The organism is Kribbella sp. NPDC005582 (assembly GCF_040605415.1).
Taxonomy (GTDB): Bacteria; Actinomycetota; Actinomycetes; order Propionibacteriales; family Kribbellaceae; genus Kribbella.
This window is the reverse complement of record NZ_JBEXCU010000010.1, coordinates 16,782-30,807: the sequence shown is the minus strand read 5'-3', so window position 1 is coordinate 30,807 and position 14,026 is coordinate 16,782. Positions and strand designations below refer to the sequence as shown.

Here is a 14,026-nt window from a genome sequence, read left to right as displayed (position 1 = left end):
CGTTGGGGTGTCTTCACTCCCTTGACGGATCCCGGCCCCACGATGTGACAGCGGTCCGCAGATCTTTTCGGACGCGCTCCTCGACGGATACGGTCAAGTCCGAATACTGAGCAGTCAGGCAGATCGGTCCGGAGTACTGCGCCCGGACCAGCGCCGCGTGCACGGCCGACCAGTCGGACATCCCCTCGTCGGCCTGACCGAACTGCGTCTTCCAGCCGTCCGCGGTCTCGACGTACTTCGCGTTCTTGAGGTTCACGATGCCGAGCCGCTCGGCGCCGAGTTCGATCGTCACTGCCGGGTCGTCGCCGGCCAAAGCGTCGTGGGCGGCGTCCCAGACGAGCCGGAACCTCTCGGGTAGACCACTCAACAGTTGCAGGACGCCCAACGTCGACGGTACGAACTTCCCGTGATGCGGCTGTACGCCGACCTGAACGTCGTACTGCTCGGCCAGTACGACGGCCGCCTCGAGCTGCTCGCGGTTCCGGCGTACCGAGGCGGCGTAGCCGTCGTCGCCGAGCGGGGCCATGATCCGGATCATCGGTACGCCGGCCGCCGAGCAGGCCGCGAAGACCGGCTCGCTGAGGTCGGAGGCCACGCTGATCGGCTCGATGCCCTCGGCCCGCAACTGCTTGGTGAACGTCGGCAGCTCGGCCTCCGCGGTCGCCGTCGTCACGTACGCCGTGTCCCGGACCGGGATCTCGGCCCCGGCGAACCCGAGACCGGCGATCAGCCGGCCGAGCTCGGCGCCGGGCAGCCCCGCCCACGGTTTGGTGAAGACAGACCAGAGATAGGTCATTCAGCGGCCTCCCAGCCCACTCATGGTGATACCTCGGACGAACCAGCGCTGCGTCAGGAAGAACAGCACGATCAGCGGCACGGTGGTGACAGTGGCTGCCATCAGCAACAGGTTCCACTGCGTTCCGTTGGTGTCCTGGAACACCTGCAGCCCGACCGACGCCGTCCGGGTCGCGTCGCTGTTGGAGATGACGAGAGGCCAGAGCAGGTTGTTCCACTGGCCGATGAACTTGAAGACCGCGAGGGTCGCGATCGCCGGGACGGCCAGCGGCACGATGACCCGGACGAACGCCTGCCACCGGTTCGCACCGTCGAGCCGGGCGGCCTCCTCGTAGTCGCGCGGGATGCCGAGGAAGAACTGACGGAGCAGGAAGACGCCGATGGCGGTGAAGGCGTGCGGCAGGATCATCCCCGGCCAGGTGTCGATGCCGTGCAGCTTGGCGACCAGCACGAACTGGGGAATCAGCGTCACCTGGGACGGGATCATCAGCGTTGCCAGGTAGATGCCGAACAGCCAGCTGCGGCCGGGGAAGTTCAGCCGCGCGAACGCATAGGCCGCGAGGGCGGCCGTAATGGTTTCCAGCAGCGTCGTGCCGGCGGCGAAGTAGATGGTGTTGAGCAGGTACTTGCCGAGGGGTACCAGGTCGAAAGCGCGGCTCAGGTTCTCGGGATGCCAGCTGGTCGGCCAGAACGACGGCTTGGCGGCCATCGACTCGGCGTCGGACTGGAAGGCGACCAGCACCATCATGACGACGGGGACGAGAGTGAGCGCCGTGACCAGGAAGCAGGCGAAGACGACCAGCTTGCGACGGATCTCAGTTGTCATAGTGCACCAGCTTCCGCTGCATCGTGAACTGGGCGGCGGTGATCAGGACGATGAACGCGAACAGCACTAGCGACTGGGCGGCGGCGTACCCCTGGTCGTAGTTCTCGAAGCCGGTCCGGTAGATGTACATGACGAGCGTGGTGGTGCGGGTGCCCGGGCCGCCGTTCGTCATGATGAGGGCCTGGTCGAAGACCTGGAACGAGCCGATGATCGACGTCACGATCACGAAGAACAGCGCGGGGGAGAGCATCGGCAGGGTGATGTTGCGGAACCTCTGCCAGGTCGAGGTGCCGTCGACGCGGGCCGCTTCGTAGAGCTGTTGCGGGATCGCCTGCAGTCCGGCCAGGAAGACCACCATGCCGAAGCCGAAGCTCTTCCAGACGCTCATCAGGATCAGCGCCGGCATCGCCCAGTTGTCCGAGATCAGCCATTGCGGCCCGTCGATCCCGAGCCGGCCGAGCACGGCGTTCACCAGGCCGTCGTGCGGGATGTAGAGCCAGATCCAGACGAACGCGACCGCCACCGTGATGGTTGCGTAGGGCAACAGCAGGAGCGAGCGGAAGACCGCGACCCGCTTCAGGCCCTGGTTCAGCAGCAGCGCGAGCGCGAGGCTGACCAGGATGGTCAGTGGGACGCTCACCAGCGTGAAGTACGCCGTGTTGCCGAGCGCGGACCAGAAGGTCGGATCGGGACCGAGCCGGGCGAAGTTGCGCAGCCCGGCCCACTTCGGGGCGCTGAACAGGTTCCAGTCGAGCAGTGAGATGACGCCGGCCGCGACCACCGGGCCGGCGGTGAAGATGAGGAAGCCGATCAGGCTGGGCAGGATGAACAGCCAGGCGGTGAGCGACTCACGGTTGCGCCAGCGTGGGGTGGGTTTCGATCCGGTCGTCACGGTCGGGTGCGGGGCAGCCGCGGGTGGTGCGGTGTCGACGGCCATGGTTCACCCCTTCCTGGCGGTGGCTTGGCGGATGGTGTCCTGGTGCTGACGCATCAGGATGTCCAGGCGCGGGGTGAGTCCGGCGATGGCATCGCTGACCGAGACCTGGCCGAGGAAGGTTCGCGGCAGATCCTGACCGAGTAGTTGCTTGACCTGGTTCCAGTTGGTGGTGACGTCGAACGCGTGCCCGCCGGCGAGCTTCCCGGCGAGGATCTGCTGGACGATGCCGAGGTTGTCCGGTGGGGCCTGGAACGCGCTGCCGGCGCTGAGCCGGGCCGGATTGTTGCGGCCGGCCTTGGCGTAGATGTCGAGCGCGCCGGTGCTGGTCAGTGTCTTGAGCAGCTTCCACGCGAGGTCGAGCTCGGCTCCCTCGCGCACCCCCGATGGAATCGCGAAGCTGGAGCCGGAGACCCGCGGCGTACTGCCGGCGGCGCCGGCCGGGAACGGGATCACGTCCCAGTCGAACTTCGCCTTGCGCACGTTGACGACCTGCCAGGGGCCGTTCTGCATGAACGCGACGTTGCCCTGGATGAAGTTGGCCAGCGAGCTCTCGGTGACCAGGTTCTTGATCGGCGGCGTCACCTTGTCCTTGACGAACAGGTCGATGACGAACTGGATCGCCTGCATCGCCTCGGGCGCGTTCAGCGTGCTGCGGTCGGCGGCGTCGTTCATCACGTTGCCGCCGGCGCAATAGATCCACGAGACCAGGTCGTCGATCGCCGGGGCGCAGGTGAAGCCGTACTGACCGTTCCCGGTGAGCTGCCTGGCCAGGTCGCGGAAGGTTGCCCACGGCATCGGCTCGGTCCGGGACGGGAGCGGGACGCCCTGTTTTTGCAGCAGCGTCTTGTTGTAGTACAGGACGGTCGGCGCGACGTCGAAGCCGATCGCGTAGGTCTTGCCGTTGAAGCTCGAGATCCGGCGGCTGGTCGGGTAGAAGTCGTTCAGATCGAGGTCCGGGTCGGCCGCGATCAGGTCGTCGAGCGGCCGGTGCGCGCCCCGGGCGGCGTACGTCGGGATCAGGGTGCCGTTGAGCGCGGTGACCAGGCTCGCGGTGCCACTGACCAGTTGCAGGTCGAGTTTGGTCGGGTAGCCGCTGGACGGGGTGAGGGTCGGGACCGACTTCACGCCGAGCTGCTGCTCGACGTACTGGCTGAAGTCGTCCCAGACCTTCTTCTCGGCGGCGCTGCTGGACCACATCGCCCAGGTCGCGGCGCCTCGGGGTGGACCGGAGGAGCAACCGGTGACGGCCGCCCCCAGGCCGGCCAGACCGGTGAGTTCGAGAAAGCTGCGGCGGGACAGCTTGGCGGGCATAGCTCTCCTCGATCGTTCTAGTGGAAGGCGAGATCGATCGCTTCGGCGCGGATGCGCTCCTCGTCGACCTGGACGCCGAGACCTGGGGCGGTGGGGACCGTGGCAACGGCCTTGGTGATCGTCAGTCCTTCGACATACAGATCCGAGAGCAGTTCCGGACCGTTCAGCTCGGCGGGTAGCGCGAGCTCGAGCTGGCTGAAGACGTGCAGCGCGGCGGCGAACGCGATCCCGCAGTCGGTCAGCCCGCTCGCGAGAATCTCGAGACCGCCGGAGAGCGCCGTCTGAGCGGTCTTGAGCGCGTTACGCAGTCCACCGGACTTGCAGACCTTGATGACGACGAGGTCGGCCGCCTGGAGCTGGATCGCCCGGGCGAGGTCCTGCGCGGAGAAGCTGCCCTCGTCGATGGCGACCGGAAGATCGATCAGCCCGCGGAGGCGTGCCATCGCCAAAGTGTCGGTGCTTGGAACTGGTTGCTCGACGCAATGGATCGTGTGGACGTCACGCGTGCGGTCGAGGAGCTGCTTGAGGGCGCTCGGCCGATAGGACTGGTTCGCGTCGAGCCACAACGGCTTGCCGCCGGCGACCTCGGCGACGGTCCGGATCGCCGCGGCATCGGCATCCAGATCACCGCCGATCTTCACCTTGTACGCCGCGTAGTCCGAAGACTGGACCGCGTGGTCGCGAACCGTGTCCTGGTCGCCGACCCCGATCGCGGAACACAGCGGGATCTCGTCGTGGATCTTGCCGCCGAGGAGAGCGTGTACCGGTACTCCGGCCAGCTTGCCGGCCGCGTCGTGCATCGCGACGTCGACGGCAGCCCGCGCGAAGGGGAACCCGTTCGACACCGCCGGGCTCAGCCGCTTCGCTGCGCGCTGGTGGAAGAGCTCGACATCGAACGGAGTGAGCTCGAGCAGGATCGGCGCGAGGTGCCGCCGAATGACCACGGCCATCGTCTCGGCGGTCTCGTAACTCCAACTGGGGAGCGCTCGCTGCTCTCCCCATCCGACCACCCCGTCCTCGGTCGTCAGCTTCACGAACACCACCGCGCCGGCCTGATCCGGCGGCGCGTCAGGTGCCCCCACCGCTCCGCTGCCCAGCACGAACTTCCGCGCAAACGGAACCGCGACGGGGAAGACCTCGACTTGCCTGATCCTCGACATGACAGTCCTCTCAGGCGGCGATCGACCAGGTGGCCGGGTCGACGAAGCTGGGACCGCGGGTGCCGTGGTCGAGCCAGTTGAGTGCGTCCTTCAGCACGTAGCCGGCGAGGGCGAGGTGGCCTTCGGCGGTGTCGCCTGCGATGTGCGGGCTGAGCAGCAGGTTCCCCGCTCGGAGAACGCCCTCTCCGAAGCTCGGCGGTTCGGGGTCGTAGACGTCCAAGGCGGCGTACAGGCGGCCGTCGAGGACGTGGTCGAGCAGTGCCTGCTGATCGATCGCCGGGCCGCGCGAGGAGTTGACCACGACGGCTCCGTCGGGGATCCGGCCGATCAGTTCGCGGGTGATCATGCCCTTGGTCTCCGGCACGTTCGGCACATGGATGGTCAAGAAGGCGCTCTCGACGGTCTCTCCGAGGTCAGCCATGCGTACGCCGAGTTCCGCCGCACGCTCAGCGCTCAGGTACGGGTCGTAGACGACGACATCACAACCGAAGGGCTTGAGCAGAGTGATCAACGCACGAGCTGTGCTGCTTGCCCCGACGATGCCGACCTTCGCACCGGCCAACTCATGCCCGCGGAACGCGGTCTGCTTCCAGCCGCCGGCCCGGATCGCGCCGTCGAAGCGGGGGAGCCGCCGGGCCTGGGTCAGCATCGCGGCCAGGCAGTACTCGCCGACGGACCACGCGATCCGCGGTCCCGCGGAGAACACCGCGACACCCTGCTCGAGAATCGCCGGGTCGATCAGGTTCTTCACCGTGCCGGCCGCGTGCGCGACCACCTTGGGCCCGCTTCCGCCGGACCACAGTTCCTTCCGCAGCGCCGGCGTACCCCAGCTCGTCAACACGACATCGGCACCAGCCACCAACTCAGGGACCGCGGCCGCGTCGAGACCGGCCGGCTTGGCCGGGTCGTCCGCGCCGGCCAAGTGCTGCTCGGTCGCCCAGACCACCTCGAACCGCTCGTCGAGCAGGCGTCGCGTCGCGGCGTCCACCACGTCGGCGGCTCGCGCGGGGGACATCAGCGCGGCAAGTTTCAGCCCAAGCTCAGGCACAGGGTCAGCTCCCTCGTTCGTCGGTGATCCGACGGTAGGCGCTTTCCGTTATGCAGGTCCAAGCCCGATTTCGCATGAACCGATACCGTGCCGGTATGGATGTCTCGCTGCAGCAGTTGCGTGGGTTCGTCGCCGTCGCGGAGGAACTGCACTACGGCCGCGCCGCCCAGCGCCTGAACCTGACGCAACCGCCGCTCACCCGCCAGATCCAAAGCCTGGAGCGCTCTCTCGACGTCCGCCTCTTCGACCGAACCGGCCGAGGAGTCCGGCTGACCGCGGCCGGTAGCGCGTTCCTCGAGCACGCTCGCCGCGTCCTCGCGCTGCTCGAAGTCGCCCCCGAGGCCGCTCGCCGGGCCGCCGACGGTCACACCGGAACACTCCGGATCGCGTTCACCGCGATCGGTGCGTACGCCGTACTGGCGGACTTCCTGACCACGGTCGCCGAGCATGCGCCGGCCGTGACGGCAGAGCTCACCGAGCTGGTCAGCCCGGACCAGTTCGAGGCGTTGGCCAAGCTGGAGATCGACATCGGTCTGGTGCGGCCGCCGATCCCATCGCAGTTCGCTTCTGTGCTCGTGCACTCCGAAGATCTGGTCCTCGCCGTACCGGCCGCGCATCCGCTGGCCGTCGGCGACTCGGCGGTGACACTGGCCGATGTCACCGAGGAGTACATCGGCTACAGCCCGGAGGGTTCGCAGTACCTGCATGACATCTGCGCGGCGATGATCGGCATGGATCGGTACGCCGTCAGCCAGCTCGCGTCGCAGGTGCCGACGATGCTCGCGCTGGTCCGGGCCGGGTTGGGATGTGCGCTGATCCCGCGCTCGATCATGGCGATGCGGGTCGAAGGCGTCAGCTACCGTGAACTCGACGCGGCCGACGCGCACTCGGTCACCCTGCACGCCTGCTGGAGCCCGGACAATCCGAACCCGGCGCTACAGCGCCTGACGGCGAGCTTGACTTCGAGTGCGCTCTAGCTCGTAGGGTCGAAGACATGACTGAACAGCAGGCAATTGGTTCGGGATTCGGGCACGACAGCACGGCGGACGATGTCCTCGCCGGTATCGACCTGAGTGGCAAGCTGGCGGTGGTCACGGGCGGATACTCCGGCCTCGGCCTGGAGACGACCCGGGCGCTGGCGAAGGCCGGCGCGCACGTGGTGGTCCCGGCCCGGCGCCCGGACGCGGCGAAGGAAGCACTGTCCGGCATCCCCGGCGTCGAGATCGACGAACTGGATCTCGGTGATCTCGCGAGTGTTCGCGCCTTCGCCGACCGGTTCCTCGCCTCCGGCCGAAGCATCGACATCATGATCGACAACGCGGCCATCATGGCCTCGCCGGAGACCCGGATCGGTCCCGGCTGGGAGGCGCAGTTCGCGACGAACCACCTCGGCCACTTCGCGCTGGTGAACCGGCTCTGGCCGGCGATCGCCGCCGACAGCGGGGCCCGCGTGGTCTCGGTGTCGTCGACCGGTCACCGGCGCTCGGACATCCGCTGGGACGACCTGCACTTCGAGCAGGGCTACGACAAGTGGGAGGCCTACGGACAGGCGAAGACGGCCAACGTGCTGTTCGCCGTCCAGCTCGATGCCCTCGGCAAGGACTCCGGCGTCCGCGCGTTCGCCTTGCATCCGGGCGGCATCCTCACTCCGCTGCAGCGGCACCTCGAACGCGAGGAGATGGTCGGGTACGGCTGGATCGATGCCGACGGCAACCCACTGAACCCGGCGTTCAAGTCGCCCGAGCAGGGCGCGGCGACGCAGGTCTGGGCCGCGACCTCGCCGAAGCTCGAGGGTCTCGGCGGCGTGTTCTGCGAGGACTGCGAGATCGCCGAGGTCTCCACCGACGACAGCCCCGGCGTCCGCCCGTACGCGATCGATCGGGAGTCGGCGGCGCGGTTGTGGACCGTCTCGGCGGAGCTGACCGGGGAGAACGCCTTCCGGTAGGGTCGGTCGAGTGGGTGCCCGTGACTGTCTCTTCTGATCCGTCCGTTGCGATCGTCAGCCGGCTGCGCGCGGCCGGCTGCGTGTTCGCCGAGGACGAGGCCGCGCTGCTCGTCTCGGCTACCGGTGATGCCGCCGAGCTCGAAGCGATGATCGAACGCCGGGTATCCGGGGAGCCGCTGGAGTACGTCCTCGGCTGGGCGTCGTTCCGCGGCCTCCGGATCGCCGTCGACCCCGGTGTGTTCATCCCACGCCGCCGTACCGAGTTCTTGGTCGCGGAGGCACTGCGGGTGACCGCACCGGGCGCGGTCGTGGTCGATTTGTGCTGCGGCTCCGGCGCGCTGGGTGCGGCCGTCGCCGCCGAGCAGCGTGTGTCGCTGCACGCGGCCGACATCGAGTTGCCGTCGGTGCGCTGCGCCGAACGCAATCTCGCGGCATCGCAAGGTGCGGTCTATCAAGGCGACCTGTACGACGCGCTCCCCGCCGAGCTCCGCGGACGGATCGACGTACTGCTCGCGAACGTGCCGTATGTACCGACCGAGGAGATCCGCCTGCTGCCGGCCGAAGCCCGGCTGTACGAACCCGTGGTGACTCTCGACGGCGGCCCGGACGGGCTGCGGCTCCTGGAGCGGGTCGCTGCCGACGCAACCGAATGGCTGGCGCCCGGAGGTCACGTCTTCGCCGAAGTGAGTGAACGCCAGGCGCCGCTCGCGCGGGAGGTGTTCGTCGAGCACGGTCTGGTCGCGGAGCTCGCCGTCGATGACGAGCTCGGCGCGAATGTTGTCCGCGGCACCTATCTCGGCTGACGCGCGGCTTAGACGCGGCGTTGGGTGTGGAGGAGATAGTCGCGGCGGTTGAGGGGGTTGTGGTCGGTGCGGGGGCGATCAGGTGAGGTGCCGGGGACGGGCTGGTAGTGGGAGAAGGTGGATTCGAGGACGCCTTCGCCTCGGGTGAGGCTCGGGAGTTGCTGCTCGAGTTGGTAGACGGCAGCTGCGGGGATGGCGCCTTCGAGACGTGAGGTGTCGGCGGCGAGGGCTGGTACTTGGGGGATGGCTCGCAGGCGAGCGAGAGCGGCGAGTACGGCGCTGGTGGTGTCGGTGGGGACCTCTAGCTGGAAGCGGTGCATCGGCTCGTGGACCGTCGTACCTGCTTGTTGGAGTGCGGTCATCAGGACCAGGGGAGTGAGGTTGCGGAAGTCGCCGGCGGTGCTCGACATGCTCTTGTCGAAGACGGCATGGGCGTGACTTTGCCGCGCCGCGTAACCCGAGTGGGTCAGGAACACTCGGGCGTCCGGGATCTGCCAGCCGTGGAGGCCTTGCGAGAGTGTTTCCCGGACGGTTTCCTCGACTGCTTTGATGAACGCGTACGGCATCGACCCGAGCTCGACCTCCAGCTCGAACGTCACGCCGGCATCGACCGGAGCCGGCTCGATCCGCAGTCCGATCGTGGCCAGGAACGGGTTGTCGTCCTTCTTTTTGATCTCGACCGCGGATCCGATGCCGCGGACCCGCTCGATGCAGATCGTCGTGGTCTCGCGGAAGCCGACCTCGATTCCGAACTCGGTCGCGAGCGTGGTCTGGATGACCTCTTTCTGGACTTCGCCGTAGAGCGAGACCGAGGTTTCCTGGCGGACGTCGTCCTGCCGGACGTTGATCAGCGGGTCCTGCTCGGCCAGTTGCGAGAGCGCTTCCCGGAGTTTTCCCTGGTCGCCGAGCCGGTTCGGGGTGACGACGGTCTCGAGTGTCGGTGGCGCGAAGAAGCCGGCGGCTTCGGTGGGTGGCGGAGGTTCGTCGGTGAAGAGCCGGTCGCCGATTCGTACGTCGGGAAGTCCCCAGACTCGGGCGATCTGACCGGCCTGGACTTCGCTTGCGACCATGGCGGCGCCGTCCGCGAAGACGCGCAAGCCGGTCACTTTCGCTTGGCGTTCGCCGTACCGGATGCGGTCGCGGATCCGCAGCACGCCGGAGAAGATCCGGACGTAGGCGATCTTCTCGCCTGCTGGTCCGCGTTCGACCTTGAAGATCACGCCGTGGAGCGCTCTCCCGTCCGTTCTCGCCGGTGGCAGCAGGGTGCGGATGGCGTCGGTCAACGCCGCGATTCCCGTGCCTGTGATCGCGGAGCCGAAGTACACCGGATGGACGAGCGCCTGCGCTGTCTGGCGAGCGAGTGCTTGCCGGAGAGCGTCGTGCGAGAGCGCTTCCTCGTTCTCCACGAACGTTCTCAGCAGCACGTCGTCGTTCCCGGTCAGGAGCTCGACCAGAGCGCCGTACGGGTCTGATGCCGTGAAGTCCGCGGTGCGCGTGCCGAGGTCGGCGACCGACCCCATCGGTACGACGGCCGGCGAGAGCTTGTCGGTGATCGCCTTCAGAACCCCGTCGTACTGGGCGCCGGAGCGGTCGATCTTGTTGACGAAGATCAGCGTCGGAATGCGCAGCCGCTGCAGGGTGCGCATCAGCACGCGGGTCTGCGCCTGCACGCCTTCGACGGCGGACACCACGAGCACCGCACCGTCGAGCACGCTCAACGCCCGCTCGACTTCCGCGATGAAGTCCGGGTGCCCCGGAGTGTCGATCAGGTTGACCGCGACCTCGCCGATCGTGAACGACACGACCGCCGACTTGATCGTGATCCCGCGCTGGCGTTCCAGTGCGAGCGAGTCGGTCTGGGTGTTGCCGTCGTCGACGCTGCCGATCTCGTCGATGACTCCGGCGGCGTGCAGCAGCCGCTCGGTCAGGCTGGTCTTACCGGCGTCGACATGCGCCAGGATGCCAAGATTCAGTACTTTCACGTCGCCTCATGTCCTCAGAGCAGCTGTCCGTTCCTTCCACGACAGACATGAAGCGAGCTCGCACGACTTTCTCCTTGGCTAGGGTTCTGAACAACCCCTCGAGTACACCAAGCACCGCGAGCACCGTCCAAACGTTTTAGCCCGCGGCTAAAGGAGACCTGTGCAACCAGCTGAAGCCGGCCAGTACGCCGCCGCCGTCCTCGGACCGATCGACTCTCTCGAAGAGGTCCAGGGATTCGCCGGCAACCAGACCTTCCGGCTGCACGCCGGTTCCGGCGCGACGGCGTACCTGAAGACCGGCGCGGCGATCGCGGCCGAAGCACACGCGATCGGGCGTGCCCGGGCGGTCGGCGTACCGGTGCCGGAGATTCTGGCGACCAGCCTGGAGGTGCCGCCGTACTTGATCCTGGCCGCGGTTGACGGCACGCCGTCGGATGAGCCGGAGGTGCTGGTCCAGGCCGTCCATGCTCTTCGTCGCCTGCACGGGATCCACGAGGACGCCGACTGGGCGGGTGGGTTGACCGCGCTGATCGAGGACCTGGGCACGCTGCAAGGCATCGTTCCCGACGACCTCGCCGACCGCCTCCGGGTGACGATGCCGCCGTTCATCGCCGAGGTTGCCGACGTACCGACGGTTCTGCTGCATGGCGATCTGCACGCTCGCCATCTGTACGCCGTCGATGGCAAACTGACGGCGATCCTCGACTGGGGCGACGCCTGCTACGGCGATCCCCGCTACGACCTTGCCCGGCTCACGATGACCGCCGACCCGAGCATCATCCTCACCGCCTACGGCCTCACGTCCAGCGAGAACGAGGAGAGAACGCTCTCTCGTTACCGCGTCCTCTGGTCACTGGCGGCACTGCACGCCGAACACGCCGCCGGCGGCGATTGGTTCGACGCGCATGTACGGCGGATCGCCGCGGAGCTCAGTTGATCAGCGTGCCGATGTGTTTGCCGCTGCTGATCGCGGCGGCCGCCCCGGACTGGTCGATGTCGAAGACGTGCAGTGGCAGGCGATGGTCGCGGGCCAGGATGAACGCCGCCTGGTCCATCACACCGAGGCCCCGGTCGATCACCTCTTCATAGCCGAGCCGGTCGAACCGGGTCGCGTCGGCGTTCTTGTTCGGGTCGGCGTCGTACACGCCGTCGGCGCCGTTCTTGGCGACCAGCAGCGCGTCGGCCTCGAGTTCGACGGCGCGCTGCACGGCCGGGTAGTCGGTCGTGGTGAACGGCTGACCGTTGCCTCCGGCAAGGACCACGATCGAGCCCTTCTCCAGGTGCCGCAGCGCGCGCAGCCGGATGTACGGTTCGGCGAGGTTGTTGATCGGTACGGCGGTCATCAGCCGGACGCCGTGCGCCCCGAGCGCGGCGAGCCGGCCGCGGAGCAGCACCGCGTTGATGACCGTGCCGAGCATGCCGATGTTGTCGGCCTCGACGCGATCGATTCCCCAGTCCTCGGCCCGGTTGCCCCGGAACACGTTGCCGCCGCCAACGATCACCGCGACCTGGACGCCGGTGGCCCGCAGTGCGAGCACTTCGGTCGCCAGGTGCGTGAGCCGGTCGCTGTCGAAGCCGAACTCGTCACCCCCGGCGATCGCCTGGCCGGACAACTTGAGCACGAGCCGTCGGTACATACTGCTCCGTTTCTCAGGGCGGTGGTGATCCGCGTCAGCAGATCGACCACATCCTTTCACCCCGGCAGCTGAGCCGTGCGCCCTTCGATGGCGCGCAGCACCGCCACCATGTCCGCGCCGCCGAGTCCGAGCGCCAGCGTCTCGCCGTACAGGCTGTGACAGAGGTCGAGCAGCGGTACGGCGAGGCCGGTGGCGCGGGCCTGCTCGGCGATCAGCCGGTTGTTCTCCAGCACGTTCGCGATCGATGCCTGGACGCCGAGATCGCCGGTGACGAGTTTGCGCACCTTGACCTGCGAGACGCTGCTCGCCATCGGCCCGGCGTCGAGCACCTCGGCAAACTGGGTCAGGTCGAGCCCGTGACCGGCGGCGAAATGGGTCGCCTCGGCGAGCCCGGTGACCATCGTGATCAAGAAGATGTTCACCGCGAGCTTGGTGAGCAGCGCGTTCGGCACCGGACCGCAGTCGAACATCTGGTGGCAGAGCGGCCGCAGCAACGGCCGAACCGCTGCGACGGCGGCGCGATCACCGGCCAGCATCGCCACCAACTCGCCGGCCTCGGCGGGCTTGCGCGAGCCGGAGACCGGTGCCTCGACGTAGTTGCCGCCCGCCGTACGGACGGCATCCTCGAGGCCCCGCGAGTACTCGGGTGAGGTGGTTCCCATGTGGACGATCGTCCGGCCCGCGACCGCCGAAAAGGCCTCGGTGCCGCGACCGAGGACGGTGTCGATCGCCGAGTCGTCGGCCAGCATCATCACCACGATGTCGGCCTGCCGAAGGACCTCGGCGGGGGAGTCCGCGACTTTCGCGCCGGCCGCACGCACCGGGTCGCAGCGGTCGGGTGAGCGGTTCCAGACGATCGGCGCCGCCCCGGCCCGAGCCAGGTTGAGTGCCATCGGCTGACCCATCACGCCGAGACCGAGGAAACCGACGCTCATCAACAACTCCGTTCTATGACAGCTGTCATAGAACGGTACTATGACGAGTGTCATAGAGCCAAAGGAGTTCCCCATGGAGCGGAGTCCGCGGGAGCGGATGGTGTACAGCGCCGCACAGCTGGTCCGGGCGCGCGGGCTGGCCGGCACCGGCGTACGCGAGATCGTCGAACATGCCAACGCGCCGCGTGGGTCGTTCCAGCACTACTTCCCGGGCGGCAAGGACCAGTTGGTCGGTGAGGCGCTGTTGTGGGCGGGCGACTTCGCCGCGAAATGGGCGGCCCGCTACCCGGAGACCACCAGCGACCCGACTCCCAGTGGCCTGTTCGCGCACATGGTCGAACCCTGGAAAGAAGAGTTCGCCAAGCGCGGCTACGAACGCGGCTGCCCGGTGATGGCCTCGGTCGCCGACCTGGGCGGTACCGACACTCCGCTCACCGGCCAGATCCGGGCCGCCCTCAACCGCTGGGAGCAAGCGGTCGCCGAGGAACTCGTCCGGATGGGCATCCCCGTCCCTCGCGCCCACCACCTCGCGATCCTGATGATCAGCACCCTCGAGGGCGCGATCATGTTCGCGCGCCTTCACCACGACGTCACTCCGCTGAACACCGCCGTCGCGACCCTCTCGCCGGCCCTCACTTCCTAGTAGC

The 14,026-nt window shown here is 67.8% G+C and carries 14 protein-coding genes; 5 read left to right on the top strand and 9 right to left on the bottom strand.

Going from position 1 to position 14,026, the window contains the following annotated elements; translation table 11 throughout:
* Positions 1-13: 13 nt before the first annotated feature.
* The 6 genes from ABZS29_RS37135 to ABZS29_RS37110 are packed head-to-tail and all read right to left on the bottom strand — an operon-like array spanning position 14 to position 6,077.
* Positions 14-796: a TIM barrel protein gene (locus ABZS29_RS37135; protein ID WP_355469520.1), complete on the bottom strand. Its 783-nt coding sequence runs from the start codon at positions 794-796 to the stop codon at positions 14-16.
* Positions 797-1,621 carry a carbohydrate ABC transporter permease gene (locus tag ABZS29_RS37130; RefSeq protein ID WP_355469518.1) on the bottom strand — a complete coding sequence of 275 codons (825 nt, stop codon included), beginning with the start codon at positions 1,619-1,621 and terminating at the stop codon, positions 797-799.
* Complete coding sequence (locus tag ABZS29_RS37125) at positions 1,611-2,558, bottom strand: sugar ABC transporter permease (RefSeq protein ID WP_355469516.1); 948 nt, start codon at positions 2,556-2,558, stop codon at positions 1,611-1,613. The genes ABZS29_RS37130 and ABZS29_RS37125 overlap by 11 nt, the downstream gene beginning before the upstream one ends.
* Positions 2,559-2,561: 3 nt before the next feature.
* A complete protein-coding gene (locus ABZS29_RS37120; RefSeq protein WP_355469514.1) occupies positions 2,562-3,869 on the bottom strand; it encodes a sugar ABC transporter substrate-binding protein in 1,308 nt (435 codons plus the stop codon).
* Between the two features lie 17 nt (positions 3,870-3,886).
* The gene (locus tag ABZS29_RS37115; RefSeq protein ID WP_355469512.1) at positions 3,887-5,029 is read right to left on the bottom strand and encodes an enolase C-terminal domain-like protein; all 1,143 of its coding nucleotides are present in this window, start codon (positions 5,027-5,029) and stop codon (positions 3,887-3,889) included.
* A gap of 10 nt (positions 5,030-5,039) precedes the next feature.
* A complete protein-coding gene (locus ABZS29_RS37110) occupies positions 5,040-6,077 on the bottom strand; it encodes a hydroxyacid dehydrogenase (protein WP_355469510.1) in 1,038 nt (345 codons plus the stop codon).
* 95 nt (positions 6,078-6,172) lie between these two features.
* On the opposite strand from ABZS29_RS37110, the gene ABZS29_RS37105 reads away from it, so the two are divergent.
* The 3 genes from ABZS29_RS37105 to ABZS29_RS37095 are packed head-to-tail and all read left to right on the top strand — an operon-like array spanning position 6,173 to position 8,825.
* On the top strand, positions 6,173-7,054 hold the full coding sequence (locus ABZS29_RS37105) for a LysR substrate-binding domain-containing protein (protein WP_355469509.1): 882 nt from the start codon (positions 6,173-6,175) through the stop codon (positions 7,052-7,054).
* 17 nt (positions 7,055-7,071) lie between these two features.
* Complete coding sequence (locus ABZS29_RS37100) at positions 7,072-8,022, top strand: SDR family NAD(P)-dependent oxidoreductase (protein ID WP_355469507.1); 951 nt, start codon at positions 7,072-7,074, stop codon at positions 8,020-8,022.
* Between the two features lie 20 nt (positions 8,023-8,042).
* The gene (locus tag ABZS29_RS37095; RefSeq protein WP_355469505.1) at positions 8,043-8,825 is read left to right on the top strand and encodes a putative protein N(5)-glutamine methyltransferase; all 783 of its coding nucleotides are present in this window, start codon (positions 8,043-8,045) and stop codon (positions 8,823-8,825) included.
* A gap of 8 nt (positions 8,826-8,833) precedes the next feature.
* Here the strand turns inward: ABZS29_RS37095 and ABZS29_RS37090 are convergent, their stop codons facing one another.
* Positions 8,834-10,807 (bottom strand): translation factor GTPase family protein, encoded by a 1,974-nt coding sequence (locus tag ABZS29_RS37090; protein WP_355469504.1) that lies wholly within the window; start codon positions 10,805-10,807, stop codon positions 8,834-8,836.
* 160 nt (positions 10,808-10,967) lie between these two features.
* Here ABZS29_RS37090 and ABZS29_RS37085 point away from each other — a divergent pair, with 160 nt between their 5' ends.
* Complete coding sequence (locus ABZS29_RS37085) at positions 10,968-11,744, top strand: aminoglycoside phosphotransferase family protein (RefSeq protein ID WP_355469502.1); 777 nt, start codon at positions 10,968-10,970, stop codon at positions 11,742-11,744.
* Here the strand turns inward: ABZS29_RS37085 and pyrH are convergent.
* Together pyrH and ABZS29_RS37075 are read right to left on the bottom strand one after the other, a co-directional pair.
* The gene (gene pyrH, locus ABZS29_RS37080) at positions 11,737-12,444 is read right to left on the bottom strand and encodes a UMP kinase (RefSeq protein WP_355469500.1); all 708 of its coding nucleotides are present in this window, start codon (positions 12,442-12,444) and stop codon (positions 11,737-11,739) included. The two genes, ABZS29_RS37085 and pyrH, sit on opposite strands and share 8 nt — an antisense overlap.
* A 56-nt stretch (positions 12,445-12,500) precedes the next feature.
* Positions 12,501-13,379 carry an NAD(P)-dependent oxidoreductase gene (locus ABZS29_RS37075; protein WP_355469498.1) on the bottom strand — a complete coding sequence of 293 codons (879 nt, stop codon included), beginning with the start codon at positions 13,377-13,379 and terminating at the stop codon, positions 12,501-12,503.
* A gap of 73 nt (positions 13,380-13,452) precedes the next feature.
* Here ABZS29_RS37075 and ABZS29_RS37070 point away from each other — a divergent pair, with 73 nt between their 5' ends.
* The gene (locus tag ABZS29_RS37070) at positions 13,453-14,022 is read left to right on the top strand and encodes a TetR/AcrR family transcriptional regulator (RefSeq protein ID WP_355469496.1); all 570 of its coding nucleotides are present in this window, start codon (positions 13,453-13,455) and stop codon (positions 14,020-14,022) included.
* Positions 14,023-14,026 lie beyond the last annotated feature (4 nt).

Bases quoted from the DNA above. Each gene is read 5' to 3' on its own strand.
- ABZS29_RS37135 (WP_355469520.1), bottom strand. From the start codon at position 796: ATGACCTATCTCTGGTCTGTCTTCACCAAACCGTGGGCGGGGCTGCCC.
- ABZS29_RS37130 (WP_355469518.1), bottom strand. From the start codon at position 1,621: ATGACAACTGAGATCCGTCGCAAGCTGGTCGTCTTCGCCTGCTTCCTG.
- ABZS29_RS37125 (WP_355469516.1), bottom strand. From the start codon at position 2,558: ATGGCCGTCGACACCGCACCACCCGCGGCTGCCCCGCACCCGACCGTG.
- ABZS29_RS37120 (WP_355469514.1), bottom strand. From the start codon at position 3,869: ATGCCCGCCAAGCTGTCCCGCCGCAGCTTTCTCGAACTCACCGGTCTG.
- ABZS29_RS37115 (WP_355469512.1), bottom strand. From the start codon at position 5,029: ATGTCGAGGATCAGGCAAGTCGAGGTCTTCCCCGTCGCGGTTCCGTTT.
- ABZS29_RS37105 (WP_355469509.1), top strand. From the start codon at position 6,173: ATGGATGTCTCGCTGCAGCAGTTGCGTGGGTTCGTCGCCGTCGCGGAG.
- ABZS29_RS37100 (WP_355469507.1), top strand. From the start codon at position 7,072: ATGACTGAACAGCAGGCAATTGGTTCGGGATTCGGGCACGACAGCACG.
- pyrH (WP_355469500.1), bottom strand. From the start codon at position 12,444: ATGTACCGACGGCTCGTGCTCAAGTTGTCCGGCCAGGCGATCGCCGGG.
- ABZS29_RS37075 (WP_355469498.1), bottom strand. From the start codon at position 13,379: ATGAGCGTCGGTTTCCTCGGTCTCGGCGTGATGGGTCAGCCGATGGCA.
- ABZS29_RS37070 (WP_355469496.1), top strand. From the start codon at position 13,453: ATGGAGCGGAGTCCGCGGGAGCGGATGGTGTACAGCGCCGCACAGCTG.